General features: G+C 61.2%; 25 protein-coding genes and 1 pseudogene. 10 read left to right on the top strand and 16 right to left on the bottom strand.

The window, feature by feature from the left end; all coding sequences use genetic code 11:
- Together gcvT and ACR0MO_RS11305 are read right to left on the bottom strand one after the other, a co-directional pair.
- Positions 1-122, bottom strand: a pseudogene (gcvT, locus tag ACR0MO_RS11310) (glycine cleavage system aminomethyltransferase GcvT); the annotation flags it as partial.
- A 290-nt stretch (positions 123-412) separates the two neighbouring features.
- On the bottom strand, positions 413-1606 hold the full coding sequence (locus ACR0MO_RS11305) for a Zn-dependent hydrolase (RefSeq protein ID WP_480891254.1): 1194 nt from the start codon (positions 1604-1606) through the stop codon (positions 413-415).
- Between the two features lie 135 nt (positions 1607-1741).
- Between ACR0MO_RS11305 and ACR0MO_RS11300 the strand changes: the two genes are divergently transcribed.
- From ACR0MO_RS11300 to ACR0MO_RS11285, 4 genes are read left to right on the top strand one after another with little or no spacing between them, the layout of a single operon-like run.
- On the top strand, positions 1742-2392 hold the full coding sequence (locus ACR0MO_RS11300) for a histidine phosphatase family protein (RefSeq protein WP_170453666.1): 651 nt from the start codon (positions 1742-1744) through the stop codon (positions 2390-2392).
- Between the two features lie 10 nt (positions 2393-2402).
- Positions 2403-3017 carry a glutathione S-transferase family protein gene (locus tag ACR0MO_RS11295; RefSeq protein ID WP_170521363.1) on the top strand — a complete coding sequence of 205 codons (615 nt, stop codon included), beginning with the start codon at positions 2403-2405 and terminating at the stop codon, positions 3015-3017.
- A gap of 14 nt (positions 3018-3031) precedes the next feature.
- Entirely contained in the window at positions 3032-4087 is a 1056-nt protein-coding gene (locus tag ACR0MO_RS11290; protein WP_480891251.1) for a saccharopine dehydrogenase, read from the top strand.
- 3 nt (positions 4088-4090) lie between these two features.
- On the top strand, positions 4091-5233 hold the full coding sequence (locus ACR0MO_RS11285) for a saccharopine dehydrogenase C-terminal domain-containing protein (RefSeq protein WP_170521359.1): 1143 nt from the start codon (positions 4091-4093) through the stop codon (positions 5231-5233).
- A 120-nt stretch (positions 5234-5353) separates the two neighbouring features.
- Here ACR0MO_RS11285 and ACR0MO_RS11280 read toward each other — a convergent pair whose 3' ends face one another.
- The 4 genes from ACR0MO_RS11280 to ACR0MO_RS11265 all read right to left on the bottom strand — a co-directional run bounded on the left by ACR0MO_RS11280 (position 5354) and on the right by ACR0MO_RS11265 (position 7155).
- Complete coding sequence (locus ACR0MO_RS11280; protein WP_170453662.1) at positions 5354-5554, bottom strand: YjiS-like domain-containing protein; 201 nt, start codon at positions 5552-5554, stop codon at positions 5354-5356.
- A 49-nt stretch (positions 5555-5603) separates the two neighbouring features.
- Positions 5604-5831, bottom strand: coding sequence for a YjiS-like domain-containing protein (locus ACR0MO_RS11275; RefSeq protein WP_170521357.1), 228 nt, complete (start codon positions 5829-5831; stop codon positions 5604-5606).
- A 148-nt stretch (positions 5832-5979) separates the two neighbouring features.
- On the bottom strand, positions 5980-6297 hold the full coding sequence (locus ACR0MO_RS11270; RefSeq protein ID WP_170521355.1) for a DUF3775 domain-containing protein: 318 nt from the start codon (positions 6295-6297) through the stop codon (positions 5980-5982).
- A gap of 87 nt (positions 6298-6384) precedes the next feature.
- The gene (locus ACR0MO_RS11265) at positions 6385-7155 is read right to left on the bottom strand and encodes a DUF1365 domain-containing protein (protein ID WP_170453659.1); all 771 of its coding nucleotides are present in this window, start codon (positions 7153-7155) and stop codon (positions 6385-6387) included.
- 247 nt (positions 7156-7402) lie between these two features.
- On the opposite strand from ACR0MO_RS11265, the gene ACR0MO_RS11260 reads away from it, so the two are divergent.
- The 3 genes from ACR0MO_RS11260 to ACR0MO_RS11250 all read left to right on the top strand — a co-directional run bounded on the left by ACR0MO_RS11260 (position 7403) and on the right by ACR0MO_RS11250 (position 9074).
- On the top strand, positions 7403-7960 hold the full coding sequence (locus ACR0MO_RS11260; RefSeq protein ID WP_480626599.1) for a sigma-70 family RNA polymerase sigma factor: 558 nt from the start codon (positions 7403-7405) through the stop codon (positions 7958-7960).
- A gap of 10 nt (positions 7961-7970) precedes the next feature.
- On the top strand, positions 7971-8621 hold the full coding sequence (locus tag ACR0MO_RS11255; RefSeq protein ID WP_170623180.1) for a ChrR family anti-sigma-E factor: 651 nt from the start codon (positions 7971-7973) through the stop codon (positions 8619-8621).
- A 66-nt stretch (positions 8622-8687) separates the two neighbouring features.
- Positions 8688-9074: a hypothetical protein gene (locus tag ACR0MO_RS11250; protein WP_170453705.1), complete on the top strand. Its 387-nt coding sequence runs from the start codon at positions 8688-8690 to the stop codon at positions 9072-9074.
- A 3-nt stretch (positions 9075-9077) separates the two neighbouring features.
- On the opposite strand, the gene ACR0MO_RS11245 is transcribed toward ACR0MO_RS11250, so the two are convergent.
- From ACR0MO_RS11245 to ACR0MO_RS11220, 6 genes are all read right to left on the bottom strand, one after another.
- A complete protein-coding gene (locus ACR0MO_RS11245; protein WP_170623609.1) occupies positions 9078-10307 on the bottom strand; it encodes a DNA recombination protein RmuC in 1230 nt (409 codons plus the stop codon).
- A 57-nt stretch (positions 10308-10364) separates the two neighbouring features.
- The gene (gene mutL, locus ACR0MO_RS11240) at positions 10365-12221 is read right to left on the bottom strand and encodes a DNA mismatch repair endonuclease MutL (RefSeq protein ID WP_480891246.1); all 1857 of its coding nucleotides are present in this window, start codon (positions 12219-12221) and stop codon (positions 10365-10367) included.
- 288 nt (positions 12222-12509) lie between these two features.
- Positions 12510-13439 carry a metal ABC transporter permease gene (locus tag ACR0MO_RS11235; RefSeq protein ID WP_170623185.1) on the bottom strand — a complete coding sequence of 310 codons (930 nt, stop codon included), beginning with the start codon at positions 13437-13439 and terminating at the stop codon, positions 12510-12512.
- Complete coding sequence (locus ACR0MO_RS11230; RefSeq protein WP_480891243.1) at positions 13436-14641, bottom strand: metal ABC transporter permease; 1206 nt, start codon at positions 14639-14641, stop codon at positions 13436-13438. Before ACR0MO_RS11230 ends, ACR0MO_RS11235 begins: the two co-directional genes overlap by 4 nt.
- A 3-nt stretch (positions 14642-14644) precedes the next feature.
- Positions 14645-15448 carry a metal ABC transporter ATP-binding protein gene (locus ACR0MO_RS11225; RefSeq protein ID WP_170623189.1) on the bottom strand — a complete coding sequence of 268 codons (804 nt, stop codon included), beginning with the start codon at positions 15446-15448 and terminating at the stop codon, positions 14645-14647.
- Between the two features lie 3 nt (positions 15449-15451).
- A complete protein-coding gene (locus tag ACR0MO_RS11220; protein WP_170453652.1) occupies positions 15452-16405 on the bottom strand; it encodes a metal ABC transporter solute-binding protein, Zn/Mn family in 954 nt (317 codons plus the stop codon).
- A gap of 203 nt (positions 16406-16608) precedes the next feature.
- Between ACR0MO_RS11220 and deoC the strand changes: the two genes are divergently transcribed.
- From deoC to ACR0MO_RS11205, 3 genes are read left to right on the top strand one after another with little or no spacing between them, the layout of a single operon-like run.
- Positions 16609-17607, top strand: coding sequence for a deoxyribose-phosphate aldolase (gene deoC / locus ACR0MO_RS11215; RefSeq protein ID WP_480891241.1), 999 nt, complete (start codon positions 16609-16611; stop codon positions 17605-17607).
- Between the two features lie 47 nt (positions 17608-17654).
- Positions 17655-19988 (top strand): aldehyde dehydrogenase family protein, encoded by a 2334-nt coding sequence (locus ACR0MO_RS11210; RefSeq protein ID WP_170521338.1) that lies wholly within the window; start codon positions 17655-17657, stop codon positions 19986-19988.
- Between the two features lie 25 nt (positions 19989-20013).
- Positions 20014-20823: an SDR family oxidoreductase gene (locus ACR0MO_RS11205; protein WP_480891239.1), complete on the top strand. Its 810-nt coding sequence runs from the start codon at positions 20014-20016 to the stop codon at positions 20821-20823.
- 105 nt (positions 20824-20928) lie between these two features.
- Here ACR0MO_RS11205 and ACR0MO_RS11200 read toward each other — a convergent pair whose 3' ends face one another.
- From ACR0MO_RS11200 to ACR0MO_RS11185, 4 genes are all read right to left on the bottom strand, one after another.
- Positions 20929-22104: a S41 family peptidase gene (locus tag ACR0MO_RS11200; protein ID WP_480891237.1), complete on the bottom strand. Its 1176-nt coding sequence runs from the start codon at positions 22102-22104 to the stop codon at positions 20929-20931.
- Between the two features lie 146 nt (positions 22105-22250).
- Positions 22251-23561: a M16 family metallopeptidase gene (locus ACR0MO_RS11195; RefSeq protein ID WP_170631068.1), complete on the bottom strand. Its 1311-nt coding sequence runs from the start codon at positions 23559-23561 to the stop codon at positions 22251-22253.
- Entirely contained in the window at positions 23558-24895 is a 1338-nt protein-coding gene (locus ACR0MO_RS11190; protein ID WP_480891235.1) for a M16 family metallopeptidase, read from the bottom strand. Before ACR0MO_RS11190 ends, ACR0MO_RS11195 begins: the two co-directional genes overlap by 4 nt.
- Positions 24896-24975: 80 nt before the next feature.
- On the bottom strand, positions 24976-25491 hold the full coding sequence (locus tag ACR0MO_RS11185; protein ID WP_170453645.1) for a DUF3035 domain-containing protein: 516 nt from the start codon (positions 25489-25491) through the stop codon (positions 24976-24978).
- Between the last annotated feature and the right edge of the window lie 26 nt (positions 25492-25517).

Below are 25517 nucleotides of genomic sequence, written 5' to 3'. Positions count from 1 at the left end.
TTATGTTCCCCCATAATCCCCATCGGATACTGAACAGGCATCTCCCAGCCCGCAAAATCAACCAGCTTACCTCCCAACTCAACGTGCAAGGCGTACAAGGGCGTGCGTTTCGGTGAGGTCATGGCGAAAACCTTCTGTGGTTCAATTTGTCAGAACGCATATCCGCCAGTCTGACCAAAGTTGCATTTTTTGCAACGATTCAGCCCAGGATTTCCGGCCAGAGCCGCCACCGGACCGGCCAGTATACGGGTGCATGCATCCCTGATGTTCCTATAGGAAACTTTTTTCCGTTACGCAACACTCGCAAAACGATCACGGTGGCACAGCTTCGTGAAGATCCGCAGCGGAGGCCAAACCTGTATGACATAGCTTAGAATTTTCCACCATATATCAGTGAATTGGCAACCAAGTGTCAATTCTGACCGTTCAATTCGGCGACGGCATGTTCCAGCACCCGGAGACCGGCGATCAGGTCACTCTCAGCCGTGTCTTCGGCAAAATCATGGCTGATTCCGTTGATCGAGGGCACAAACAGCATCGCAACCGGCATCAGGCGTGACACGTTGGTGGCATCGTGCAAGGCCCCCGAAGGCATCTGTTGCCAATTGCCCGGCGCGACCTGCTCGGCACCCCGCTCTAACGCACTGCGCAGCGTCTTATCCATGGCAACAGGCTCGAGCCCCAGCATCGTGCCGAAATGCAGCACCATCCCCAGTTCCTCGGCCACGCTTTCGGCAGTTTCCCGGACGATATCTTCCATGCGGACCAGACGATCTGCATCGCCATCGCGCCATTGCGTCGAGAATCGCACCCGCCCCGGCACGATGGAGGAGGCATTGGGATGAAGATCCACGCGCCCGATGGTCCAGACGGTTTGCGGCGTTACCACATTCTGAAACCGATCATTCAGGCGCGCATTGAACAGGGAGAGGGCCTGAAACGCATCACGCCGCAGATGCATGGGTGTGGTGCCCGCATGGTTCTGCTGACCCTCGAACGTGATCGACATATCGCGAATGCCGACAATATCCGTGACAACGCCGATCTGCTGATCTGAGGCGTCAAGCGCAGGGCCCTGTTCGATATGCATCTCGATGAACCCGCTGAACCGGGAAGGGTCCACAAAGCCTTGTGAAAGGTCGGCCATACCCGATCGCGCCTCAGCAAATCGGACACCGGAACCGTCGGTCAACGCATCCGCCTTCTCCAGCGGCAACCCGCCGGACCAGACCGCGGACCCGGTGGTGACGCCAAAGCGCCCCTCTTCATCCTGAAAACTCACGACCGAGATTGGGCGGTCGCTGGATCGCGCCACTTCAAGCGCAGCGATGACGCCCAGCGCGCCGTCCAGCCAACCGCCTTCGGGCTGGCTGTCGGAATGCGACCCCATCAGCAAAGACGGACCGTCTGCCAACCCGAACAAGTTCCCGACCGGGTCGAAATGCGGTGTCAGGCCAGCCTCGGCCATGCGCCTGGCCAGCCATTTCCGCGCAGCGATATCGGCCTGTGAATAGGCGGGACGGACCACCCCCTTGCCAACACCCGACGCGCCGAATGTGCGCAGCATGTGCAGATCGGACAAGAACCGTTTGTGATCGACTGGCATTGACCCCCTCCTACGCTATCCGCGCCGAACATAGCCACAAATGACCCCGCAGCGAGGATTTTTTCGGGCGGGCGCGAAACCCCTCTGGTCCCTGCATGGAACGTGCCCTAAGACGTCTGCGTAAGAGGGACCGACATGTCACATATCACTTTGGTGCGTCACGGGCAGGCCAACACGGCGGCGCGGGACGAGAAGAACTATGACAAGCTCAGCGATCTGGGGCATCAACAGGCCCGCTGGCTGGGTGCGCATCTGCGGGACACGCGCAGCCACTATACGCGCGTCTATTGCGGCACCCTGACCCGCCACGCCGAAACCGCCTCCAGCATGGGGCTGAATGATCCGATCCGAGACGCGCGGTTGAACGAGATCGAGTATTTCACGATTGCCCAACTGTTCGAGGAGCAGCACGGCGTTGCGGTCCCCACGGATCGCGAAGGCTTTGTCGAGCACCTGCCCAAGACCTTCGCCGCCTGGGCCAAGGGTGACATCGAGAACGCGCCGGAAACTTTCGACCAGTTCGAAACCCGCGTTCGCGATGCCCTGCGCGACATCGGAACCGAGGGAGGGCCAGCCATCGTTGTCACCTCGGGCGGGTTGATCTCGATGGTGGTGCGGCAGGCGATGGGGCTGGACATACCATCCATGGCACGAGTGGCCCTTGCCATCATGAACACGTCGATGCATCGTCTGCACCCGATTGGCGCGCATCTCAGCCCGGTCCTGTTCAACGCCGTCCCGCATCTGGAGGCCCCCGACCGGCAGTTCGCGCAAACCCATCTGTAAGGAGGCCCCGATGCAGCTTTATTATGCCCCCCGCACCATCTCGGTCGCAGTTGCCATCGCGCTGGAAGAGGCGGGGCTGGATTATGAGGCCATCAGGCTGGACTTCGCCGAGGGGGAGCAGACGAAACCGGCCTACAAGCAGATTAACCCCAAGGGGCGCGTTCCGGCGCTGGTGGTCGATGGCGGTATCCTGACCGAAACCGGTGCGCTGCTGGATTATATCGCAGCCGTTGCCCCCAAGGCGGAGCTGGTGCCCGACGATCCGATCATGGCGGCGCGGATGCGCGAGGTGATGTATTACCTCGCCTCAACAATGCATGTGAACCACGCCCACAAAATTCGCGGGCCGCGTTGGGCTGACAAGAAAGCCAGCTGGAAAGATATGAAGGACAAGGTTCCGCAGACGATGACCGCGTCCTGTGACTATATCTCGTCGAACGGGCTGCGCGGGCCGTTTGTGCTGGGCGATCAGTTCTCGCTGGCGGATGCGTATCTGTATGTCGTTTGCAGCTGGCTTGAGGGCGACGGTGTTGACGTCTCGGCCTTTCCCAAAATTCTGGCCTTCCGCGAGGCGATGGAGGCACGCGCATCGGTACAGGCGGTGCGGGCCGCCGGAATGCTCTGACAAAAGGACAACGCATGACACATCTCTGGGTCCGGGCAGAACAGCGCCCGAACGAGGAACGGGTGGGGCTGACCCCCGAAGGGGCCGCCGCCCTGATCGCGGCTGGTATCCGCGTGACAGTCGAGGAAAGTTCGGTTCGCGCCATTGCGATTGATGGCTACCGGGATGCGGGCTGCGAGATCGCGGCTGAAAATTCCTGGCCCGAAGCGCCGCTGGATGCGATTATCTTCGGCCTCAAGGAACTGCCCGAGGACGGCACCCCCCTGCCCCATCGCCACATCATGTTCGGCCATGCCTACAAGGGCCAGCATTCGGGCCGCGCATTGCTGGAACGGTTCAAGGCTGGCGGCGGCACGCTTTATGATCTGGAATATCTGGTGGATGAGGATGGCCGCCGTGTCGCCGCCTTTGGCTACTGGGCGGGCTATGCCGGGGCTGCGGTCACGCTGAAAACATGGGCCGCGCAGCAACGCGGACAGCAATGCCCGCCGGTTGGCGTCTATCCCGGCAAAGATGCGCTGAATGCCGAACTGCTGGCGGAACTGGACGCAACGGGCGCAAACCGCCCCCGCGCCATCGTCATCGGTGCCCTTGGCCGTGTCGGCACCGGGGCGGCGGATCTGTGCGAGGCGATGGGTGTTTCCGTCACCAAATGGGACATGGCCGAGACCGCCAGCGGCGGGCCGTTCCCCGAAATTCTGAACCACGACCTGTTCCTGAACTGCATCTTCGCCCGCCCCGGCACACCCGCCTTTGTCCCGCAAGAGGCCTTGACCGCCCCGCGTAATCTGACCGCTATCGGCGACGTTGCCTGCGACCCGGACAGCGATTACAACCCGGTGCCCGTGTACGACCGCGCCACCACATGGGACGCCCCCGCCCTGCGCGTGGCCACCAACACGGTGATGGACGTGATGGCGATCGACAACCTGCCATCGATGCTGCCGGTCGAAAGCTCGCAAGACTACGCCGCGCAACTGCTGCCCTCTCTGCTGACACTGACCGATCTGGATAGCGGCGTATGGGGCCGGGCAGAAGCAACCTACAAAACCCATATCGAAGGGATCTGAACGATGACCATTCACTGGTGTGGCACCGGCCTGTCGGCCATCCCCGGCCTGCGCCGCCTGATCGAAGGCGGGCACAAGGTCACCGTCTGGAACCGGACCATCGAAAAGGCCCAGGCCGAGGTCGGAGACCTGACCGACGACATCCGCGCCTTTGACATCGACGCTTTGGGTGCGGTTCTGGCAAAGGGCGACGTGATCGTCTCGATGCTGCCGGGCGACTGGCACGTGCCGCTGGCGGAACTGGCGATCTCGAAACAGGCCAATTTCGTCTCGTCGTCCTACATCGCGCCCGAGATGCGCGCGCTGGACGACAAGGCGCGCGAGGCCGGTGTGGCGCTGGTTAACGAGGTCGGGCTGGATCCCGGCATCGACCACCTGATGGCGCACGCGCTGGTTGACGACTACCGCGCCTCGGACGCGTTCGATGCGGAAAACCACCTGAGCTTCATCTCGTATTGCGGCGGTATCCCCAAGCACCCCAACCCGTTCCGCTACAAGTTCAGCTGGTCGCCGCTGGGTGTGCTGAAAGCCCTGCGCTCACCTTCGAAATCGATCCGCGACTACGCCCCGCTGGACGTCGTCCGCCCATGGGACGCGATCAGCAGCTACATCGCCCCCCTGCCCACCCCGGAAAGCTTTGAGGTCTACCCGAACCGCGACTCGATCCCCTTCATGGCGCAGTACCATTTCGAGGATCACTGGCCGGTCAAGGAATTCGTCCGCGGCACCCTGCGCCTGAACGGCTGGGCGGATGCGTGGGCGGATGTGTTCACGGAAATCGAGACCCTCTCGGGAGCGCAAGGCGACGCCCGCCTGAAAGAGATGTCGGACCAGTTCTGGACCGAAAACGCCTATGACGAGGGCGAGCCCGACCGCGTGGTCCTCTGCGTCGCCCTGAAGGCCGAGAAAGACGGCATTCCGGTCTGGCACAAAACCTACGTCATGGACGCCTGGGGTGACCAACGCGGCACCGCCATGGCGCGGCTGGTGTCGATCCCGGTCTCACTGGCCATCGAGGCCGTCCTGAACCGCGCCATACCCGCAGGCGTGCACGCGGCCCCCAGCGATCCGAAACTGGTACAGGATTGGATGGCTGAGATCGATACGCTGGCGCAGCATCTGCAAGTTGTGGATCATCTGGCCTAAGGCTGGTCACGACACCCGAAACACCAAATAGCCATTCCGTTTCGACTGGAATGGCTATTTGATTTCAGCGGTCACCAAAGACAACGCAAGCTCTTGACGTGGTCGCGTCAGACGACCCCTTCAAATGTAGCGCTGGATTGTGTCCTCGACATCACTTCGGTTTATGCCAAGCTCCGACAGCTCGTGGTCTGACATCCGGTTCAACTCCTGAGCCGCACACACAATATCGGCACTGATCGCGCGTATCTTCATTGCACGATCAAACAGTAATAAGGCGCTTGCCGCAGGCGTCATTTCACTCACAGGGTTTCCGTCAAACATCTTTCAACCTCCCGACATGTTCCAAAACCAATGGTGTTCCGTTGCGCCTTCATCTGCGGAGGCGCGGGCCGTTGTAGGTATTGTCATATGCAATCTGGTTGATCTGACTGCGAGGGACGCCAATGTCCTGCAATTGACGGTCGCTCAGGTTTTCCAATACGCGGGTGGCTTGTGCATATGTCCGACGCCGGTTGAGTTCGATGCGGGCGTCTGCGTAGGTGGACATCAGGGAAGCAAGCAGGCTGTTCTGCGGTCTGGCGGTGTGCAAAAGTTCCATTTCTCTCTCCTCCTTGAACTCGGGGTTTCAGGCCGTCTGAGTTCAAATAAAGGAGCGGGTCATTAACGAAGCTACGCGGCCTCGTTAATGTTCGTTAACTTTTTGAGATGGGGGATCGCACCGTATCAAACCAGGGCGCTGGCCGAGGCTACATCAGATCATTCTCAACATCCTCAGCCGAAATCCCCAGCGCATCCAGCCCGTTCTCCAGGTGATCCGACAGGTGCGGCGTGCCGATCAGGTAATCCGCACAGGGGGTCGAGGCTTCGGATTTGGCCGTTGCGATGGCTTCGGCAAGATCTTCGGCGAAAAAGCTCTCGCGGCCGATCCACATGATGGCCACCAGTTCGGCCTGTTCGTCCTCGCTCATGCGGTCGACAAAGGCGCGCAATTCGCCCTCTGCCCGTTCCAGCTCGCGGCCCATCATGGCCACCTGGGCGACTTTTCTTGCCGAAATTTCCAGCATGTCTTCAGCTCCTCGTGTTCGCGGTTCACGGCCATCTGACCTGTTCGCCACGCCCGAGTCTTTGATCTTACGCAAACAAGGCCCGCGCTAGCGCCGGACCCGCGATACCGGGTGATCGGGCACCGGCGCGGTGCGAAACGGGCGGAAGCGCGCCTTTTTCAGCCACAGCTTCATCGCCTGCCAGACGATCAGCGTGAATGTCCGCCGCGCCCCAAACGGGCGGCGCAGCAGCGACCAAAGGATCGTGCGGTTGGTTAGCGGTTGGCGTGGTCCGGTCAACGTGGCGATCAGGCCACCGCCCTTTCGTCCGTAATCGATCCAGACCCCAACCCGCTCGGGCCGATAGTCAAAGCGGAACGTGTACCTTCCTTCGATGACCTGAAACGGCGAAACATGCATCAGCTTGTCCGCAACCACCCGATCCGACGGGTCGATCGGCACGAAATCCGGCTTGTGGCAGACATAGCTGTGGCGGGTGCCATAGGTGTTCGTGACCTCGGCCACCACGGCGTATAGCTGATCCTTGCTGTCGAAGCAGAACCAGAAGCTGACCGGGTTGAACACATGGCCCAGCACGCGGGGCTGCGTCAGCAACATGATCTGCGCGGGCGGCGGCACATCCATGTCATCGAACCGCGCCCGCAGCCATTGTGCGCCGACACCCTGCCCCGGTTCTCCGCCATGATCGGTGCCGCGCCAGTTGGTAACGTTTGCCCGGTCGATCGAGAACAGGAAAGGTGTCTCGGGGTCGGCCTCGGGGTCCAGCAGGATATAGTCGACCGAATAGCGAAACGCATTCCGTATCGCGCCTTTGCGTCCGTGATAGGTGTGACCTGCGATATGATCGATTTTCTTCATTTCGCCGCGTATCCGCTGTGCCTGTAAACTGTTCAAATGGCGCTCTTTTCCGCGAACACCGTTTGTATCCAATACGAAACCTAGCGCAGATTGGATTATTTTGTCGCGCGAAAGTGATCCGTCTTGGGCCACCCACCGTAATGTGGTTATGTTTACCGAGATCAATACCGTGACCTTGGACGAACCCGCGGCCGAACGGGCCGCCCCTCAGCCTTGGCGCGCAAAGAAACGCTTCAAGGGTAGACAGGTGAACGGAACGAAAGCCAGTTGCGACACCAGAACCGAGTGGGTGGACCATGTCCGGCGCATCCGGGACGCGCAGGATCAGGCGGCTTTTGCCGAGCTGTTCCAGCACTTCGCTCCACGCATCAAGGCGTTCCTGATGAAATCAGGATCAGACGCCGCGATGGCCGAAGAATGCGCGCAAGAGGTGATGGCGACCTTGTGGCACAAGGCCCATCTGTTCGATCCGGCACGGGCAACGGTGGCCACCTGGGTGTTCACCATCGCTCGGAACAAACGCATTGACGTGCTGCGCAAGCAACGCCGCCCCGAACCCGAAGAGCTAGGATGGGGACCCGAGGCCGAGCCGGATCAGGACGATGTCATTGCGCTGCAACAGGAAACCGCGCAACTGCGCAATGCCCTGTCGGCGTTGCCAGAGGCGCAGAGACAGCTGATCGAGAAGGCGTATTTCGGAGACCTGAGCCATCGAGAGATTGCATCTGAGACCGGATTGCCGCTGGGCACGATCAAATCACGGATACGGCTGGCGCTGGACCGCTTGCGCCACGCGATGAACTGAGATGAGTAAGATGAGCAACCCGATCAAACATCACCTGACGGACGATCTGCTGATGGCTTATGCCGCCGGCTCTCTGCCCGAAGCGTTCGACCTGATGGTCGCGACGCATCTGTCGCTGTGCGACCATTGCCGCGCACGGGCCGAGAGCTTTGACGCTGTGGGTGGGCATGTTCTGGAAGAGCAATCCGATGCAATGAGCATGAGCGATACGTCTCTGGCTGCCACAATGGCCCTGATCGCCCAAGGCGCACCGACCCCCAAGCCCGCCCGTCCGGGCTGCGCCGTCCTGCCGACCCCTCTGCAAGACTATGTCGGCGGAACTGTGGACGACATCAAGTGGAAGCCCATTGCCATGGGTGTCAAACAGGCGATCCTGCCGACCACAAACGAGGCGACCGCGCGGCTGTTGTTCATTCCGGCGGGTGTGGCCGTGCCGGATCACGGGCATAACGGCACCGAACTGACCATGGTTCTGCAAGGCGCTTTTTCGGACGAAGTGGATCGCTTTGCTCGCGGCGATGTCGAGATCGCGGATGAGGAACTGGAACACACGCCGGTGGCGGATATGACAGAGGATTGCATCTGTCTGGCCGTGACAGATGCGCCGCTGAAATTCACCAAACTGGTGCCGCGTTTGCTTCAGCCCTTCCTGCGTATCTGAGCCACCGATTTCGCGCCCGCGAGAACACGCGACGTAAGGGGTAGGAATGTGATCCCAAGAATCCTGATGACATTGGCGTTTGTTTGTGTTGCCCCCATGGCCTCGGCCCAGATGAAGGCCGAGGTGCAGTTCGAGCCGGGCAATTTCGGCACGATGGTCAGCGGGACTGTCACTGGCGATGAGTATTTCGACTATTCGCTGGATGCGCAGGCCGGGCAAGAGATGTTCGCCGAACTTCAAGTCAGCGACACCAATGGAAATGGAGTGATTTATTTCAACATCCTGCCACCCGGCAGCGATGGCGTGGCGATCTACAACGGGTCAATTGAGGGCAACACCGCCCGGATCACCCTGCCCGCAGATGGAGACTATACAATCCGTGTCTATCTGATGGGCAACGACCGCGACTCGGGAAAGACGGTTGGGTACAATCTGGACCTGTCGATCCAATAGGCCCTAGCCTTCGGTCTTGCCCAACGGAACCACGTTTGTGTGATCGTCGGGGGCCAGTTCCTCGAAATCGAAATTGTCCAGCCGCTGCGCCCTGCGGCCCGCCTTTTCCGCGCTGATCTTAATTTCCGAGATATCCTTGGCCGCCTGTCCGAAATGCCGGTCCAGATTGGATACCCGGTCGCCCAGACGTTCCACATCCTTGTGCAGCAGGCCCAGTTCCTTGCGGATTGCCCCTGCCTGTTCCCGCATCCTTGCGTCTTTGAGGATCGCGCGCATGGTGTTCAGTGTCGCCATGCAGGTGGTGGGCGAGACGATCCAGACTCGTTTCGAAAAACTCTCCTGCACCAGTTCCGGGAATTTGGCGTGCAACTCGGCATAGACCGCCTCGGACGGCAGGAACATCAGCGCGCCGTCGGCGGTTTCGCCGTCCAGAATGTATTTCTCGGAGATATCGTTGATATGCTTGCGCACCGTGCTGCGGAACATCTGCACCGCCGCTTTCAACTCGGCGTCGTTGGTGGACGCGATCAGCGCCTCATATGCCTCGAGCGGGAATTTACTGTCGATCACAATCGGCCCCGGCGGGTTCGGCAGGTTGATCAGACAATCGGCGCGCCGTCCGTTCGACAGCGTCGCCTGCAACTGAAAACTGTCCGAGGGTAGCGCCTTGGAGACGATGTCGTTCAACTGAATCTCACCAAACGCCCCGCGCGTCTGTTTGTTCGACAGAATATCTTGCAGCGACAGCACATCGCCCGACAGTTTGGTGATATTGTCCTGCGCCTTGTCGATGGCGGCCAGACGTTCCTGCAACTGTGTCAGGGATGTTGCGGTCTGTTTCGATGAGCCGTGCAGCGATTCCTTCATCCGCTCCTGCATCTCGGCCAGCGCGCGCGCTGATTTCATCGCGTTATCGGCCAGCCGGTCATTCATCTGCTGCTGCACCGAGGACAGGCGCGATTCGACTGTCTGGATCACCTGCACCTGCGCGTTGGCCTGCGTGTCCGAGACATGCTGCAACCCGCCGCGCAACTGTTCCTGCCCCTGCCCCAACTGCTGCACATGCTGGCCCAGATGCGCCATCTGCCGCGCCAGCGGTTCCGTCATCCGGGCCGAGCGGTTGGCCGCCCGCAACGACAGGAACAACAGAAGCAGAATCAGCGCCACCACGCCCCCAACAGTCAGGACCACGGGGTCATTCAGCGCGTATTGGGTGCCTGCAATCTCGATCATGTCGCTCAATATGTTCTCGTTTTGTTTCGATCTTCTTAACGCGTTCGCAGCACCGGATCAACTGCGCCCGAACAGCCGTTCGATATCGCTGAGTTTCAGTTCCACATAGGTCGGTCGCCCGTGGTTGCACTGGCCGGAATGGGGCGTCGCCTCCATCTCGCGCAGCAGGGCGTTCATTTCCTCGGCGCGCATCCGGCGACCCGAGCGGATCGAGACATGACAGGCCACCCGGCTGAGGATCGCCTCGATCCGCGCCTGCACCATCTGGCTTTCGCCCTGATCGGACAGTTCATCAAGGATATCCAGTATCATCGCGCGGGCATCGACCTCACCCAAAATGGCCGGAGTTTCGCGCACGGCAATGGCCCCGCCGCCGAAGGGTTCCAATGTCAGGCCAAGCCTCGACAGGTCATCAGCCACAGCCATCAGGCGGGCGCAATCGCCCTCGGACAGTTCCACGATATCCGGGATCAGCAGCACCTGCGCCGCGACGCCGTTTTCGGCCATCTGGGTTTTCAGCTTCTCATAGACCAGCCGCTCATGCGCTGCGTGCTGGTCGACGATCACCATGCCATCGGCGGTCTGGGCGATTATGTAGTTCTCATGTACTTGTCCTCGTGCCGCGCCCAAAGGCAGGTCCTGCGCCGGTGGCTCTTCGGCGACCGGCGCGGCCGGACTCGGTTCGACAATGCTGCCGCTGTAATCATTGGCCAGTTCAGCAAAACCCGGAGACTGCGCGCGGTACGCGGCCTGCCGTGCTGCAGGAGAAGACCGGTCCATCTGATAAACCCGCGCGGGCGCAGGTTGCGCCGGTTCCGGACGCATCGCCCCCAAGGTCGCGTTGGCCACGGTCGAGGACGCGCGATGACCGGCCTCGGCCAGGGCGTGCCGCAGGGCGGACACGATCAGCCCCCGCGCCACACCGGGGTCGCGGAACCGGACCTCGGATTTGGCAGGGTGCACGTTCACATCCACAAGTGTCGGATCACAGTCGATGAACAGCGCCGCCGCCGGGTGACGGTCACGGCTAAGGAAATCGAAATAGGCCGCACGCAGAGCGCCGGTCAGCATCTTGTCACGGACGGGGCGGCCATTGACGAACAGATACTGCGCCACCGCCGCACCGCGCGAATAGGTGGGCAGCGCGGCATAACCGTACAGACGGATACCCTCGCGCGTGGCGTCGATCCGCAGGGCGTTTTCGGCGAACTCGCGGCCAATAACGCGGGCCAGACGGGCGTGCAGCGCGTCGAACAGATCGCCATTCTCGCGGTCGGCGCGGAAGGTCACCCGCCCCTCGCCCCCGCCCGAGACATCGCGCAGGGTGAAGGTCACAGCCGGTTCGGCCATGGCCAGACGTTTGACGGTATCGGTGATCGCCTGCGCCTCGGCCCGGTCGGTGCGCATGAACTTCAACCGGGCGGGCGTGGCGAAGAACAGATCGCGCAGTTCGACAACGGTTCCTGCGCGCAGAGCGGCGGGTTTGACCGCCTCAGCCTTGCCGCCCGCAACATGGATTTGCGCAGCCTCGGCCCCAGGCACCCGGCTGGTGATCGTCAACCGACCCACGGCGCCCAGTGATGGCAGCGCCTCACCCCGGAACCCGAATGTGTGGATATTCAGCAAATCCGACCCATCGATCTTCGAGGTCGCATGCCGCGACAAAGCCAGCGGCAGATCATCCGGCGCGATGCCGCAGCCATCATCGGTGACCCGGATCAGGGTCTTGCCGCCATCGGCAATATCAATGGCAACCCGTGTGGCCCCGGCATCGATTGCGTTCTCGACTAGCTCTTTCACGGCCGAGGCCGGACGCTCCACCACCTCGCCTGCCGCGATTCGATTGATCGCAGCTTCGTCGAGTTGCCGGATGACAGGGCGAATGTCGCTGATATTGGGGTTTGATTGCGCCATACCACCACACCTAGCATAGCCGCACGCGATTCTGCCACCGGTTTGAACGGTGATTCAGCTTGGATTAGCGTTCAGAGAGGGGGAAGTCCGGGCAATCGACGGCGGGCGCATTCGCTGGCCTCGCACCGCAACTGCCCGGACATGCCGAAGTGAGTGGTAGGTATTCAGCCTTCAATGAACACGATCTAACACGCGCTTGCCTAAAAGGCTTATTAAGACTGTCGCTTTGGCCGTCTTGGCAGAGTTCAGCCGATGACCTGCGGACAGCACTGGCAGGAAAACGCCAATTCACGCAGTCGTGTGCGCCCCGACCCGCGTCCGACATGGACCAAAGATTGCGGTCAGGGCCAGGATCAACCCGGACATCGTGGCGATCATGCCTGCGGCGCTGACAGCATCCGCCGCACCCAGCCAGAGCGGGCCGTAGCCCGCCAACACATAACCCGACACGGCTGAAATTACCGCAAAACCAACGCTCCACGCGATTTGGGTTTCCAGCCGGTTGGTCATCATCCGGGCCGCTGCGGGCGGGCAGATGAACATGGCGATCACGATGATCGACCCGACCGCATCAAACGCGGCGACCGCTGCAATCGCCGCCACGATCACCAGGGCCAAACCCAACGCATTGGTGCGGATGCCCATGGTGCGTGCGAACCCTTCGTCAAAGGTCGAGATTTTCAGCGGACGCCAGAACAGGAAGGTGAACAGCAGAACGCCCAGCAGAGCAATGGCGATCCGGGGCAGTTCGGGCGGCAGGCCCGCCAGCGCCTGCCAATCCCAAAGCGAGGACCAGCCGGTTGCATCCAGCCAGATCAGGCTTTCCAGATTGCCGTAAAGCGCATGTTCCACATCCAGATGCACGGTCGAAGTGTCGGTCTGCTCCAACAACAGCACGCCCGCTGCAAACATGGTGGTAAAGACCACGCCCATGGCGGCCCCCGGTTCGATCTGACCCAGCCGCCGGATCGCCTCGATCAGGATCACGGCCACAATCGCCGCGCCCGCCGCGCCCAGCATCATGGGCCAGGTCGAAATCGCTCCGGTCACCAGAAAGGCCACGACAATGCCGGGCAGGACCACATGGCTGATTGCATCCCCGATCAGGGCCTGTTTGCGCAGCACCAGAAAGTTGCCGGGCAGCGCGCAGGCAATGGCCGCAAAGGTACCGATCAGCAGCGGCGTCAGGGACAGGGGGACAAATTCCTCACCGCTCATGCCGGAACCTCCTGCGGGTTGCCGATCCGGCGGTCGATGTCAGCGATCTGGTCGCGGGTCAGCACGGTTTCAATGTCGCGCAACCCGTCATAGAGCGCCGCCGTCGCCTCATGCGCTTGGTCCGCGCGCACGATCTCCCACCGTTTTTCGTCACGCAGGGCCTTGGCGGCGCGGGCCTTTCCGGCCTCGGTCGCCACCCCGTCGGCGCGGACCAGATCGGCGCGGCGCAGCAGGCGCAGGGTCAGCGGTTCGTAGATCTTTTGACCCTGCGCCAAGGCCAGCAACCCCTGACGGATGTGAACGCGGCGCTGGAAACGCAGGTGACGCAGCACAGCCGCCAACACACCGCGCACCGGCGCAAAGAACAGTGACAGAACGAAGAAGCCGAAACTGACCAGAACGATGATCGGCCCGGTCGGCAGGTTTGGCGCGGTTGCAGACAGGGCGGCCCCAATATAGCCCGCCAATCCACCTGCCAGACCGGCCAAAATCACCACGTGGTCTGACCGTTCCGACCAGAACCGGGCAGTGACCGGAGGGATGATCAGCAAGGCGACAATCAGGATCAGGCCGACGATCTTCAGACCAACCACAGTCACGGCCATAACAAGGCCCATCATGGCAAGATCGATGCGATGCACCGGCAGCCCTCGGGCCGCTGCGTATTCGGGATCGAAGGCAACCAATGTCATGGGGCGGCGCAGGATCAGGACCAGCACCAGCGTAGCCGCACCGCCGATGGCGATGATCAAGGCATCCGCCCATAACATCCCGGCGGTCGAGCCCAGCAGGAACCCCTCAAGCCCCGCCTGACGGCCAACGCCCATGGTTTGAATGACTGTCAGCAGGACGATGCCAAAGCCAAAGAACACCGACAGGACCGCGCCAATCGCAGCATCTTCGGCCAGACGCGTGTGGCGGGTCAGCCGATTCATACACAGCAGGCCAATCCAGGCCGAGACCGCAGATCCGGCCAGCAGACCCAGAAGATTGCGCCCATCCCCGCCCAACGCCACCATCACCATGAAGGCCAGACAGACGCCCGGCAGGGTCGCATGGCTGATCGCATCGCTGACAAGTGCACGTTTGCGCAGAAACAGGAAAGTCCCGGTCACTCCTGCCGAGACGCCCAGCAAACTCGCACCGATAGCAACCAGCGTGGCGTTATAGCCAAGCTGCAGACTCAGAGCATCCCAGAGCATGTGTTACCCCAGCGCACGCGAAATCTGGTCGATTTGCGCGGTGGCCAGACGGCCCCCATAGGCGGATTGCAGGGTTTCGGCGGTAAACGCCTCGGCCACCGGGCCTTCGGCAACCTTGCGGGTGTTGATCAGGAAGACATGATCGAAATAGTCGGTGACGGTGGCCAGATCGTGATGCACGACCACGACGGTTTTGCCCGCCTCTTTCAGCGATTTCAGCACCGCGATGATGGCCTTTTCGGTGGCCGCATCAACCCCGGCAAAGGGTTCGTCCAACAGATACAGGTCAGCGTCCTGAGCCAGCGCGCGGGCCAGAAACACGCGCTGTTGCTGCCCCCCCGAAAGCTGCCCGATCTGACGATCCGCAAAATCGCGCATGCCCACGCGGTTCAGGCAATCCATCGCCGCCGCCTTATGGCGCGCGCGGACGCGGCCCAGCAGGCCCAGCTGCCGGGACAGACCCATCAGGACCACATCAATCACGCGGGTCGGAAAGTCCCAATCAACACTGGCCCGCTGCGGCACATAAGCGATCCGGGCACGCTGCGCCTCAAGCGGTTCGCCAAACACCGTTACCCGGCCCGACAAAGGGGACACGATCCCAAGCGCCGCTTTCAGCAAGGTCGATTTCCCGGCCCCGTTCGGGCCGATAATGGCTGTCATGGCCCCCGGCTGAACGGTCATGTCCACTGAAAAGACAGCCGGTTTCTGCCCGTAGGACACAGTCAGACCCCGAATGGCCAAGGGGCTGTCGCCTATGCTGTGCTCAACGACCGAGACACCCTTATCTGTGGCCAGTTCAAGCATCGCTCAGAACCCCGCCGACAATCTGCCGTTCAAACCGCGTTCCGGTACATCGGCCCCCAACGCCCCACCAATCACCGTGATGTTGTGATCCAGCATGCCGATATAGGTGCCCTCATACGTGCCCGGCTCGCCCATTGCATCCGAGTACAATTCGCCACCCACAGTCACCTCATGACCCTTGGCCGCAGCCCCTTCGATCAGCGCGCGCATCGAGCGGTCAGAGACCGAACTTTCCACAAAAACAGCGGTCAACTTGCGGTCCACCAACGTATCGACCAGTTCTCCGATCCGGTTCAAACCAGCCTCGGACTGGGTCGAGATGCCCTGAACGCCCATCACCTCGTAACCATAGGCCGCGCCGAAATAGCCAAAGGCATCATGGGCTGTGACCAGCACGCGGTTGTTTTCAGGCACGGCAGTCAAAACCTGATCAGCATAGGCTGTCAAAGCATCCAGTTCGGCTAAATGCGCGGTTGCATTAGCGGCAAAAACCTCTGCCGCTTCGGGGCGCGCCTCGGTCAGTGCTGCCTGAACCACGGTCACCACATCGCCCCAAAGGGTCGGGCTCATCCAGACATGCGGGTCGTATTTGTCGGCGTAATCGTCATGGGCGCGCAGCTTGGTCTTGTCGATGCCTTCGGCCACCGCGATCACGGTCTGTTTGCGTCCGAGATCGCCGAAAAAATCTTCCATTTGCGCTTCGAGGTAGAGACCATGCCACAGCACAAGATCGGCTCGGGTCATCGCAACGATGTCACTGCGGGTCTGGCGATAGGCATGCGGGTCGACGCCGGGACCCATCAGGCCTTTCACCTCGACCTGATCGCCGCCGACCTGTCGCACGGCATCCGCGATCATCCCGGTGGTAGCGACAACTTTCAGCGGTGCCTCCGCCCACGCGGCGAACGGCATCGATGCGGCAAAAGCCATGGCAGCAAGAAAACTGCGACGAATCATGTTCAGACCCCAGATTAGGTTCCGTGTTGAGATTGAATATGAGAACCATTCGCAACTAAGTCAACGCAATTGCGAATTATTCGCAACAAAACCTGCAATTATTTTTCCAAATGGTCAAAAAATTTGCACCCAAGCGCACCTGATACCTTCCATTTGCGGGCGTCCCGTGCGATTTTGGCGCAAACCTCCCAAAGGACGTGATGATGGATACGCAGAGCTCAGAAAGCCCCGTGCGCACCGCGCATCTGCCGCAAGTGACCGAACCCAGAAACCCCGGTATGGAGCTTGATCTGGACTGGGTCCGCGCGGTGCAGGCCAATACCTCGGCCATTGAACGGCGCGCGGCGACCCTGCCGGGTCGGCGGTCGGTGAAGAAAGAGTATCAGGCGGCGTGGCTGCTGAGGGCGATCACGATGATCGACCTGACCACCTTGTCGGGCGATGATACGGTCGGCCGCGTGCGCCGCCTGTGCGCCAAGGCGCGGCAGCCGGTTGCGTCGGCCACACTGCAGGCGCTGGACATGCCACCGATCACCACCGGGGCCGTTTGTGTCTATCACGACATGATCGACACGGCGGTTCAGGCGCTGGAAGGCACCGGTATTCCCGTCGCGGCGGTTTCTACCGGCTTTCCCGCCGGATTGTCGCCCTTCCACCTGCGCGTGGCCGAGATCGAGGAAAGCGTCAAAGCCGGGGCCGAAGAGATCGACATCGTCATCTCGCGCCGTCACGTGCTGTCGGGGGATTGGCAGGCTTTGTATGACGAGATGAAGGCGTTCCGCGTGGCCTGTGGCGATGCGCATGTCAAAGCCATTCTCGCGACCGGAGAATTGGGCAGCCTGCGCAACGTCGCCCGCGCGTCGCTGGTCTGCATGATGGCGGGGGCGGATTTCATCAAGACCTCGACCGGGAAGGAAAGCGTTAATGCCACCCTGCCCGTGTCGCTGGTGATGATCCGGGCGATCCGAGATTACTATGACCGCACCGGCTATCGCGTTGGCTACAAGCCTGCGGGTGGGATTTCCAAGGCCAAGGACGCGCTGGTCTACCTGTCGCTGATCAAGGATGAGCTGGGCGACCGCTGGCTGGAACCCGACCTGTTCCGCTTTGGTGCATCGTCGCTGCTGGGCGATATTGAGCGGCAGTTGGAACACTATGTGACCGGGGCTTACTCGGCTGGGTACAGACATTCCATGGGCTGAGCCCCTGGACAGGTCTGGACAGTGAGTATTTTGGAAAAGATGAAGCAATGACAGTCAAAGAGATTTTCGAGACCATGGACTACGGCCCCGCCCCCGAAAGCGCTGCCGAGGCGCTGGCTTGGCTGGTCGATCAGGGCGACACGTTCGGCCACTACATCGATGGGGCCTTCACCAAGACCGGCAAAGGCTTCGACAGCCGCAATCCGGCGACCGGAGAGGTACTGGCCAGGCTGACGCAAGCCAAACAGGGTGACGTGGACGCCGCCGTCGCCGCCGCGCGCAAAGCGCAGCCTAAATGGGAGAAGCTGAGCGGCGCTGGCCGCGCGCGATACCTCTATGCCATAGCGCGGCTACTGCAGAAACATGCGCGCCTGTTTGCGGTGCTGGAGAGCATGGATAACGGCAAACCGATCCGGGAGTCGCGCGACATCGACATCCCGCTGGCACAGCGGCACTTCTATTACCACGCGGGCATGGCGCAGTTGATGGAAAGCGAATTGCCCAATGCTGAAGCGCTGGGGGTTTGCGGTCAGATCATCCCGTGGAACTTCCCGCTGCTGATGCTTTCGTGGAAGATCGCGCCGGCGCTGGCGATGGGCAACACGGTGGTTCTGAAACCGGCCGAATATACCTCGCTGACCGCTTTGCTGTTTGCTGACATCTGCTCGCAGGCCGGGTTGCCGAAAGGTGTCGTGAATATCATCACCGGCGATGGGGCCGTGGGTGAGATGATCGTGGCGTCGGACGTGGACAAGATCGCGTTCACCGGTTCGACCTCGGTGGGGCGGCGCATTCGCGAGGCGACGGCGGGTTCCGGTAAGGAACTGACGTTGGAACTGGGCGGCAAGTCAGCCTATGTCGTGTTCGATGACGCCGATATCGATTCCGCCATCGAAGGTCTGGTGGACGCGATCTGGTTCAATCAGGGTCAGGTCTGTTGTGCGGGCTCGCGCCTGCTGGTGCAGGAGGGCATCGCGGATCGCTTCCACGAGAAACTGCGCGCCCGCATGGACGGTTTGCGCATTGGCGATCCGCTGGACAAATGCATCGATGTGGGCGCGGTTGTGGACCCGGTGCAGTTGCAGACCATCAAGGGCATGGTCGAAAGCAACACGGTGGGCCATGTCCATCAGGCCGCCTGTGACCTGCCCGCAAATGGCTGCTACTACCCGCCGACGCTGATTTCGGGGCTGGAGACCTCCGATCCGCTGATGCAGGAGGAGATTTTTGGCCCGGTGCTGGTGTCCTCGACCTTCCGCACGCCGGAAGAGGCGGTGGAACTGGCCAACAACACCCGCTATGGGCTGGCGGCGACGGTCTGGACCGAGAATGTGAACCTCGCGCTGGATATCGCGCCCAAGCTGGTTGCGGGTGTGGTCTGGGTGAACGCGACCAACCTGTTCGACGCTGCCGCCGGATTCGGCGGCGTGCGCGAAAGCGGCTTTGGTCGTGAAGGCGGTTGGGAAGGGCTGGCGGCCTATACCAAACCCAAGGGCAAGGCCAAGACTCTGGCCAAGGTCGAGGCGGCGACCGGCGAAGGTACTCCGGTCGATCCCATCGACCGCACCGCCAAGATGTATGTCGGTGGCAAGCAGGCGCGGCCCGACGGAGGCTATTCGAAACCCGTCTGGGGCAAATCCGGGCTGCTGGGTCATGTGGGGCTGGCTAACCGCAAGGACGTCCGCAACGCGGTTGAGGCGGCGGCGGGTGCCAAGGGCTGGTCCAAGACCACCGGCCATCTGCGGGCGCAGATCCTGTATTACATCGGCGAAAACCTCTCGGCCCGCGCTGGTGAATTCGCCGCGCGTATCGACGCCATGACCGGCAAAAAGGACGGCGCGAAAGAGGTCGACGCCTCAATCCAGCGCCTGTTCACCGCGGCCGCCTGGGCCGACAAATATGACGGTCAGGTGCATGGCGTGCCGATCCGGGGCGTTGCCATTGCGATGAAAGAACCCGTCGGCGTCATCGGTGCGCTCTGCGCGGATGAGGCACCGCTGCTGGGTCTGGTCTCGGCCATGGCCCCGGCGATTGCGATGGGCAACCGGGTGGTTCTGGCCGCGTCCGAGCCCTATCCGCTGGCGGCGACGGATTTCTATCAGATCCTCGAAACCTCGGATGTGCCCGCTGGCGTGGTGAACATCCTGACCGGCAGCCATGCGGAACTGGCGAAACCGCTTGCCGCGCACCTGAACGTGGATGCGGTCTGGTCCTTCTCGTCCACCGACCTGTCGGCCGAGATCGAGGCGGCATCAGCCGGGAACCTGAAACGCACATGGGTCAATAACGCAACGGCAGTCGATTGGGGCGTAGACCATTCCCGCCGCTTCCTGCAAGCTGCGACCGAGGTGAAGAACATCTGGGTGCCCTACGGCGAGTAGGGCTCCCGCATCACGGGAGGCCCATATGGATTTTTCAGGACAAACCGTCATCGTCATCGGCGGCACCAGCGGCATCAACCGAGGCATTGCCGAGGCGTTTGCCGCCTCGGGGGCCAAGCTGGCCGTCGCCAGCCGGTCTCAGGAGAAGGTGGACGATACTGTTGCCGCATTGAAAGAGGTCGGTGCGGCGGATGCCATCGGCGCGGCCTTTGACGTGCGCGACCCGGATGCGGTGGCCGAGGGGTTGAAACAGTTCCACGAGGCGTTCGGGGATTTCGACGTTCTGGTCTCGGGCGCGGCGGGCAACTTCCCGGCGCTGGCCTCTGAAATGTCGGTCAATGCGTTCAAAACCGTGATCGATATCGACCTGATGGGCACGATCCATGTGATGAAAGGGGCCTATCCCTACGTCAAGCGCCCCGGCGCGAGCATCATCAATATCTCGGCCCCGCAATCCTATCTGCCGTATGAGGGCCAGTCGCATGTTTGCGCCGCCAAGGCAGGGGTCGATCAGATCACCCGCACCTTGTCGATGGAATGGGGGATCGAGGGCATCCGTGTGAACTCGGTCGTACCGGGCTTTATCGAAGGCACCGAAGGCGCCAAACGCCTGACGCCATCGGACGGCGCACATGAAGAGATCCGCAAAGATGTGCCGCTGGGCCGCTGGGGTCAGCCGCAGGATGTGGCCAACGCGTGCCTGTTCCTCAGCTCGGACATGGCCAGCTATATCAGCGGCACGGTTCTGGCCGTTGATGGCGCACTGTATCAGCGCGGCTCGGGCAAGTTCGGGCAGATGATGGGCGACATGCTGCGTAGCATGAAAAAGGGCTGAACCCCTTACAAGACGCGCAGCAACGTCCAAAGTAACCCGAGGCGCAACGCTCTTACAAAACGGAGCAGCCTCGCAGAAATCTGCGGGGGGCTTTCTGCGGTTCGCCTAATTGCTTACGCTTTTGAGAACTTGTTGATGGAACGCGCCTTGTGCATCCACATCAGTAGGTCTTACCACCCATTCCCTATCCAATTTCAGTGCTCCTGCGGGTACGATTTGCCGCGCGATCTCGGGAGGTGTGGTGTCGTCATACGTTCCGTTCTGCCAGTCGTGAAAGGCTGAAGAGTATCGCACGACCGCCTCGCTGGTCGGCAACTCCAGCATCCCGCCCTCGGCAAAGAATACCAACCCATCGCCCATTTCTTCCCCGATGAGTTTCAGCCTGTTTCCCAAACGATGTTTGAGGTTGGCAACAAAGACGATCGCGGCGGAGAACGTGAATTTGTCGACAAGCACAACGACCTGCTTGCTTGCGCTTTGCGAGATTGCGTCGATCAAAGGCATCGTTAGAAGAAAATTGCCGCCAGTGTTTCCGCGAACGTCAATTAAGAGTGTTTTGTTTGAGCAGGCACCTACGCGGTCCGCTGCATCTGAAATGGCTTCAGGCAGATCACGTTCGCCCGAATCAAAGAAACTTGGCAACAGAATTGAAAGCCCAAGTTCGTGCCAGTCCTTTATGTTCACAAAGGTTTCGGGTTCCCAGGTCGGATCAGCCCTGCCATGCTCGTTTCTCGGGTAGAGCGTTGATGCAGGAACCCTGGACCCGTTCTCCAGTTTGACATTGGTTGTCTGCCCATTCTCGTCCTGCACGCGATACTCGGTCGTATCGTCCTCTGATGCAAAACCCAAGCGAGCCAGAGCATAAGGCCACGCAAGTAGGATCGATCCGATGACCCGTTTCCTTTGGCGCGTTCCCGCCAGAAAACGTCTTGAGGCGGCTTCGATTTGCCCCAAAGGTGCGCCGTTGACGGCAATCAACTCTCCTCGTGGCGCTGCTATTTCTGGTGTTGCACCAACCAAATGGTAACCCGTCCCGACGCTTACAAACCTCAGCGGAAGCACCGAGATTGCATCGTTTGGAATCAACCGCGTGTGTCCGTTGTCGGGAAGCGCCAAAAGGCGCATCGCGGAAAACAGAAAATCCTCTTTGGACCCCTCGAAAGCGCATCGTCGGGTGTCACTGATACAGTTATCTATTACTGTTTGTTCGATCCGCCGAAAGCTGGGATCGGTCGGCAGGGCAGTTTCCAATATTTGCGCAAAGTCTTGCGTCAGCGACATACGTCACGGTGCGCAGAACTGATGGACGATGTCCAGACTGGGCTCTGCGCTGACACCAAGATCCAGAAGATCTGGCGGACCGCAGAGCCGCTGCCCCTTAAACAGCAACACTTCCGTTAGGAAACCGGGTCCGGGTCATCCCTGACTCAATTTGTGGTATCCAAACCCACTGGTTTGCCCACCACGGTGAAATGCAGGCCCTCGGGGTCCAACAGTTCGCTGGCCACGCGGTTCACATCCTCAAGCGTCACGGCGTTCACCTTGTCGTTGCGGGTGGCGATGTAGTCGATGGGCAGGCCCTGCATCTGCATCCCGACCATGATCCCGGCGATCTGGCCATTGCCATCGAAGCGCAGCGGATAGGCACCGGTCAGATAGGTCTTGGCGTCGTCCAGCTCCTTCTGGGTCACGCCTTCGTCGGCGGCGCGGGCCCATTCGGCGCGGATCACCTCGACCGCTTCAGCAATACGGTCATTGGCCGAAGACACCGAGCCAAGATAGACCGAGGCCAGATCCTTGGGCACCAGATAGGTTGCCACCCCATAGGTCAGACCCCGCTTTTCGCGCACCTCCTGCATCAGGCGGCTTTCGAACCCGCCGCCGCCCAGAATGTGGTTCAGAATAAAGGCGGGGAAGAAATCCGGGTCGTCGCGATCCATGCCTTCATGGCCAAACAGGGCCACGGATTGCGGCGTGTCGAACTCGACCACGCTGATCCCGCCCTCGATCGTCACATCGGCCTTGCCGGGGATCGGCTTTCCGGTGTCCGGCAGATCGGCCAGCAGATTGTCCAGCAGCGCACCCAATTCCTCGGCTGTGATGTCTCCGACCGCGCCGACATACAGACGGTCCTTGGCGAAGACATTGCCATAGGCCTCGACCACATCATCACGGGTCAGGGCCGAGACGCTTTCGATGGTGCCCTTCCCTTCGGACCCATAGGGATGATCGCCATAGGCCATGGCAGAGAAATTGCGGCCCGCAATGTCATTGGGGTCGGTCGCGTCCGACCGCAGCCCCGACACAATCTGCGCTTTGACCCGATCCACCGCGTCCTGATCAAACCGGGGCTCGTGGATGGTGGTCCGCAACAGATCCGTCACCTCATCCCGGTTTTCGGTCAGAAACCGGGCCGAGATCGAAACGCTGTCATCCGAGGCGTTGTAGCTGAACGATGCGGCCAGAGCCTCCAATTCACGCGCATAGGAGCGCGAATCCATGTCTCCCGCACCTTCTTCAATCAGCCCACTCATCAGGTACACGGCCCCGCGCTTGTCGGGGTCGTCCAGCGATGTCCCGCCGCGAAAGCGCAGTTCCAGCGCTGTAAAGGGGATCGAATGATCCTCGACCAGCCAGGCGGTGATGCCCCCGGGCGAGGTGACCTCTTTGATCTCGATCTCGGCCCAGGCCGGTACAGCGAACAAAAGCGCGATCAGGGGGGCAAAAAACCGTTTCATTGCGTCACCTCATCTTCGCGCATCAGCCAGCCGGTGACCGACGCCTCGCGTTGCAACACGTCGCGCGCGGCGGCGATGATCTCATCGCCCGTCACCGCTTGCAGAATATCAGGCCAGGCCTGCACGTCCTCGACCGTCAGACCACTGGTCAGGGCCCGGCCATAGCGGTTGCCGATGCCGTCCACATTGTCGCGCGCATAGATCTGAGACGCGCGCAGCTGCATCTTGATCCGATCCAGATCCTCTTCGTTCACGCCCTCGGCGATGAAATCGGCCACGGCCTGATCCATGGCATCCTCGGCCTCTTGCAAGGACACGCCTTCGGCTGGAACCACCAGCAGATCAAAGGTCGTATCATCCAGCGAAACCCCACGATAGAAGGACCCGGCATAGACGGCGATCTGCTGATCCAGTTGCAGCTTTTCATTCAGGTAAGAGGTCGTGCTGCCCCCCAAGAGTTCCGCCAGCAGGAACAGGGCCGCTGCCGTTTCCTGCGCGCCCGGATCGCGTTCAGGGGCCAGATAGCTGCGCTGCACATAAGGCTGCGCCACGCGCGGGTCCTTGAAGGTCAGGCGGCGTTCGGCGGTGTGCGGTGGTTCTTGCGACCGTACCCGTTCGGGCAGGTCCGGATTGGCCGGGATCACGCCATAGTACTTTTCGGCCAGCGCCCGTACCTCATCCGAATCCACATCCCCGGTCACGACCAGAATGGCGTTGTTGGGCGCATAATGGGTTTCGTAGAAGGACAGCGCGTCCTCCATATCCAGCGTCTCCATCTCGTGTTTCCAGCCGATGATCGGTACGCCTAAGCGGTGGTTCAGGTACTGGGCCGCGTTCATCTGCTCGCCGAACAGGGCGCGCGGATTGTTCTCGGTGCGCTGGTTGCGTTCTTCCAAAATCACGTCGCGCTCGGTCAGGATGTCATTTTCCGACAGGCGGATATTGCGCATCCGGTCCGCCTCCATCCGCATCATCAGTTCAAGCCGGTCGGCGGCGACGCGCTGGAAATAGGCGGTATAGTCATACGAGGTGAAGGCGTTGTCATTGCCGCCATTGGCCGCCACGGTGGCCGAAAACTCACCCGGGGCCAGCGTGTCCGTGCCCTTAAACAGCAGATGTTCCAGAAAATGCGCAACACCGGACGAGCCGACGGGTTCATCGGCAGACCCCGCGCGATACCAGACCATATGTTGCACGACCGGGGCGCGGTGATCTTCGATCACCACGACGTCCATGCCGTTGTCCAGCGTGAAGGTTGTAACCGCCTCTTCCTCGTCAGCAAAAAGGGGCGTCGCGGCGATCAGGGCAGCCGACAGGGCAAGGGCCCGAACCATGGGGCATCCTCCGTTTCGTTATCCGACTAAAACTACGGTGGTGCGCGGCAGGTTCAAGGGAGATGACAGAAAGTTAAGAATTATTCATCCGGCGGTGACGACGGTGTCTCAAACCCTGCGCGGCGGGCGGCTTCGGTTTCAGCCTGCGGGTTGATCGACTGCCGCTCATAGACCTGTGCGTAACGATCCACAGGGAACAGGCGCAGGCCGGTCCAACGGCCGCGGCGTTTGCGGAACGCATCATCTTCGGCCTGAACCACCTGACGCGTATCTGGCGGCACACCGTAACGGCCCGATGCAGCCACCAGCGCGGCATCAGACGAAGGAACCGCCCCGTTCGGGTTCAGCGCGCCAGCGTTTCCGCCCAGCGCCGCAACCACATCAGCCTGCGGGTTCGGATCGGTCAGGTTGCCCCCACCCGGAGTGGGCGCAGGCAGGAACGCATAATCCTGTGGCTGTGTCAGCGGTTTGACCGGCAGGACCGAGAATTCATCGGGCCCCTGCCCCGGCGGTTCCAGCGTGCGCAAACCAGAGTTCGAGCACGCCGCAACAGCGACGGCAAAGATCAAAGCAATTGGGGCGCGCGACAACCGCATCAGAGTCTCCAGCCTGTTTGGGCCGT

It is taken from the genome of Ruegeria sp. K5, assembly GCF_056531805.1.
Note: the sequence above shows the minus strand (reverse complement) of the source record. Positions and strands in the feature narration are given on the sequence as shown.

What these genes read in the sequence shown, in the direction of transcription:
- ACR0MO_RS11195 (WP_170631068.1), bottom strand. Translation starts at nt 23,561, where the DNA reads ATGAAACGGTTTTTTGCCCCCCTGATCGCGCTTTTGTTCGCTGTACCG.
- ACR0MO_RS11185 (WP_170453645.1), bottom strand. Translation starts at nt 25,491, where the DNA reads ATGCGGTTGTCGCGCGCCCCAATTGCTTTGATCTTTGCCGTCGCTGTT.
- ACR0MO_RS11210 (WP_170521338.1), top strand. Translation starts at nt 17,655, where the DNA reads ATGACAGTCAAAGAGATTTTCGAGACCATGGACTACGGCCCCGCCCCC.
- ACR0MO_RS11295 (WP_170521363.1), top strand. Translation starts at nt 2,403, where the DNA reads ATGCAGCTTTATTATGCCCCCCGCACCATCTCGGTCGCAGTTGCCATC.
- ACR0MO_RS11290 (WP_480891251.1), top strand. Translation starts at nt 3,032, where the DNA reads ATGACACATCTCTGGGTCCGGGCAGAACAGCGCCCGAACGAGGAACGG.
- ACR0MO_RS11220 (WP_170453652.1), bottom strand. Translation starts at nt 16,405, where the DNA reads ATGATTCGTCGCAGTTTTCTTGCTGCCATGGCTTTTGCCGCATCGATG.
- ACR0MO_RS11205 (WP_480891239.1), top strand. Translation starts at nt 20,014, where the DNA reads ATGGATTTTTCAGGACAAACCGTCATCGTCATCGGCGGCACCAGCGGC.
- ACR0MO_RS11270 (WP_170521355.1), bottom strand. Translation starts at nt 6,297, where the DNA reads ATGCTGGAAATTTCGGCAAGAAAAGTCGCCCAGGTGGCCATGATGGGC.
- deoC (WP_480891241.1), top strand. Translation starts at nt 16,609, where the DNA reads ATGGATACGCAGAGCTCAGAAAGCCCCGTGCGCACCGCGCATCTGCCG.
- ACR0MO_RS11245 (WP_170623609.1), bottom strand. Translation starts at nt 10,307, where the DNA reads ATGATCGAGATTGCAGGCACCCAATACGCGCTGAATGACCCCGTGGTC.
- ACR0MO_RS11275 (WP_170521357.1), bottom strand. Translation starts at nt 5,831, where the DNA reads ATGGAACTTTTGCACACCGCCAGACCGCAGAACAGCCTGCTTGCTTCC.
- ACR0MO_RS11305 (WP_480891254.1), bottom strand. Translation starts at nt 1,606, where the DNA reads ATGCCAGTCGATCACAAACGGTTCTTGTCCGATCTGCACATGCTGCGC.
- ACR0MO_RS11225 (WP_170623189.1), bottom strand. Translation starts at nt 15,448, where the DNA reads ATGCTTGAACTGGCCACAGATAAGGGTGTCTCGGTCGTTGAGCACAGC.
- ACR0MO_RS11200 (WP_480891237.1), bottom strand. Translation starts at nt 22,104, where the DNA reads ATGTCGCTGACGCAAGACTTTGCGCAAATATTGGAAACTGCCCTGCCG.
- ACR0MO_RS11190 (WP_480891235.1), bottom strand. Translation starts at nt 24,895, where the DNA reads ATGGTTCGGGCCCTTGCCCTGTCGGCTGCCCTGATCGCCGCGACGCCC.
- ACR0MO_RS11300 (WP_170453666.1), top strand. Translation starts at nt 1,742, where the DNA reads ATGTCACATATCACTTTGGTGCGTCACGGGCAGGCCAACACGGCGGCG.
- ACR0MO_RS11250 (WP_170453705.1), top strand. Translation starts at nt 8,688, where the DNA reads ATGACATTGGCGTTTGTTTGTGTTGCCCCCATGGCCTCGGCCCAGATG.
- ACR0MO_RS11285 (WP_170521359.1), top strand. Translation starts at nt 4,091, where the DNA reads ATGACCATTCACTGGTGTGGCACCGGCCTGTCGGCCATCCCCGGCCTG.
- ACR0MO_RS11255 (WP_170623180.1), top strand. Translation starts at nt 7,971, where the DNA reads ATGAGCAACCCGATCAAACATCACCTGACGGACGATCTGCTGATGGCT.
- ACR0MO_RS11235 (WP_170623185.1), bottom strand. Translation starts at nt 13,439, where the DNA reads ATGAGCGGTGAGGAATTTGTCCCCCTGTCCCTGACGCCGCTGCTGATC.
- ACR0MO_RS11280 (WP_170453662.1), bottom strand. Translation starts at nt 5,554, where the DNA reads ATGTTTGACGGAAACCCTGTGAGTGAAATGACGCCTGCGGCAAGCGCC.
- ACR0MO_RS11265 (WP_170453659.1), bottom strand. Translation starts at nt 7,155, where the DNA reads ATGAAGAAAATCGATCATATCGCAGGTCACACCTATCACGGACGCAAA.
- ACR0MO_RS11230 (WP_480891243.1), bottom strand. Translation starts at nt 14,641, where the DNA reads ATGCTCTGGGATGCTCTGAGTCTGCAGCTTGGCTATAACGCCACGCTG.
- mutL (WP_480891246.1), bottom strand. Translation starts at nt 12,221, where the DNA reads ATGGCGCAATCAAACCCCAATATCAGCGACATTCGCCCTGTCATCCGG.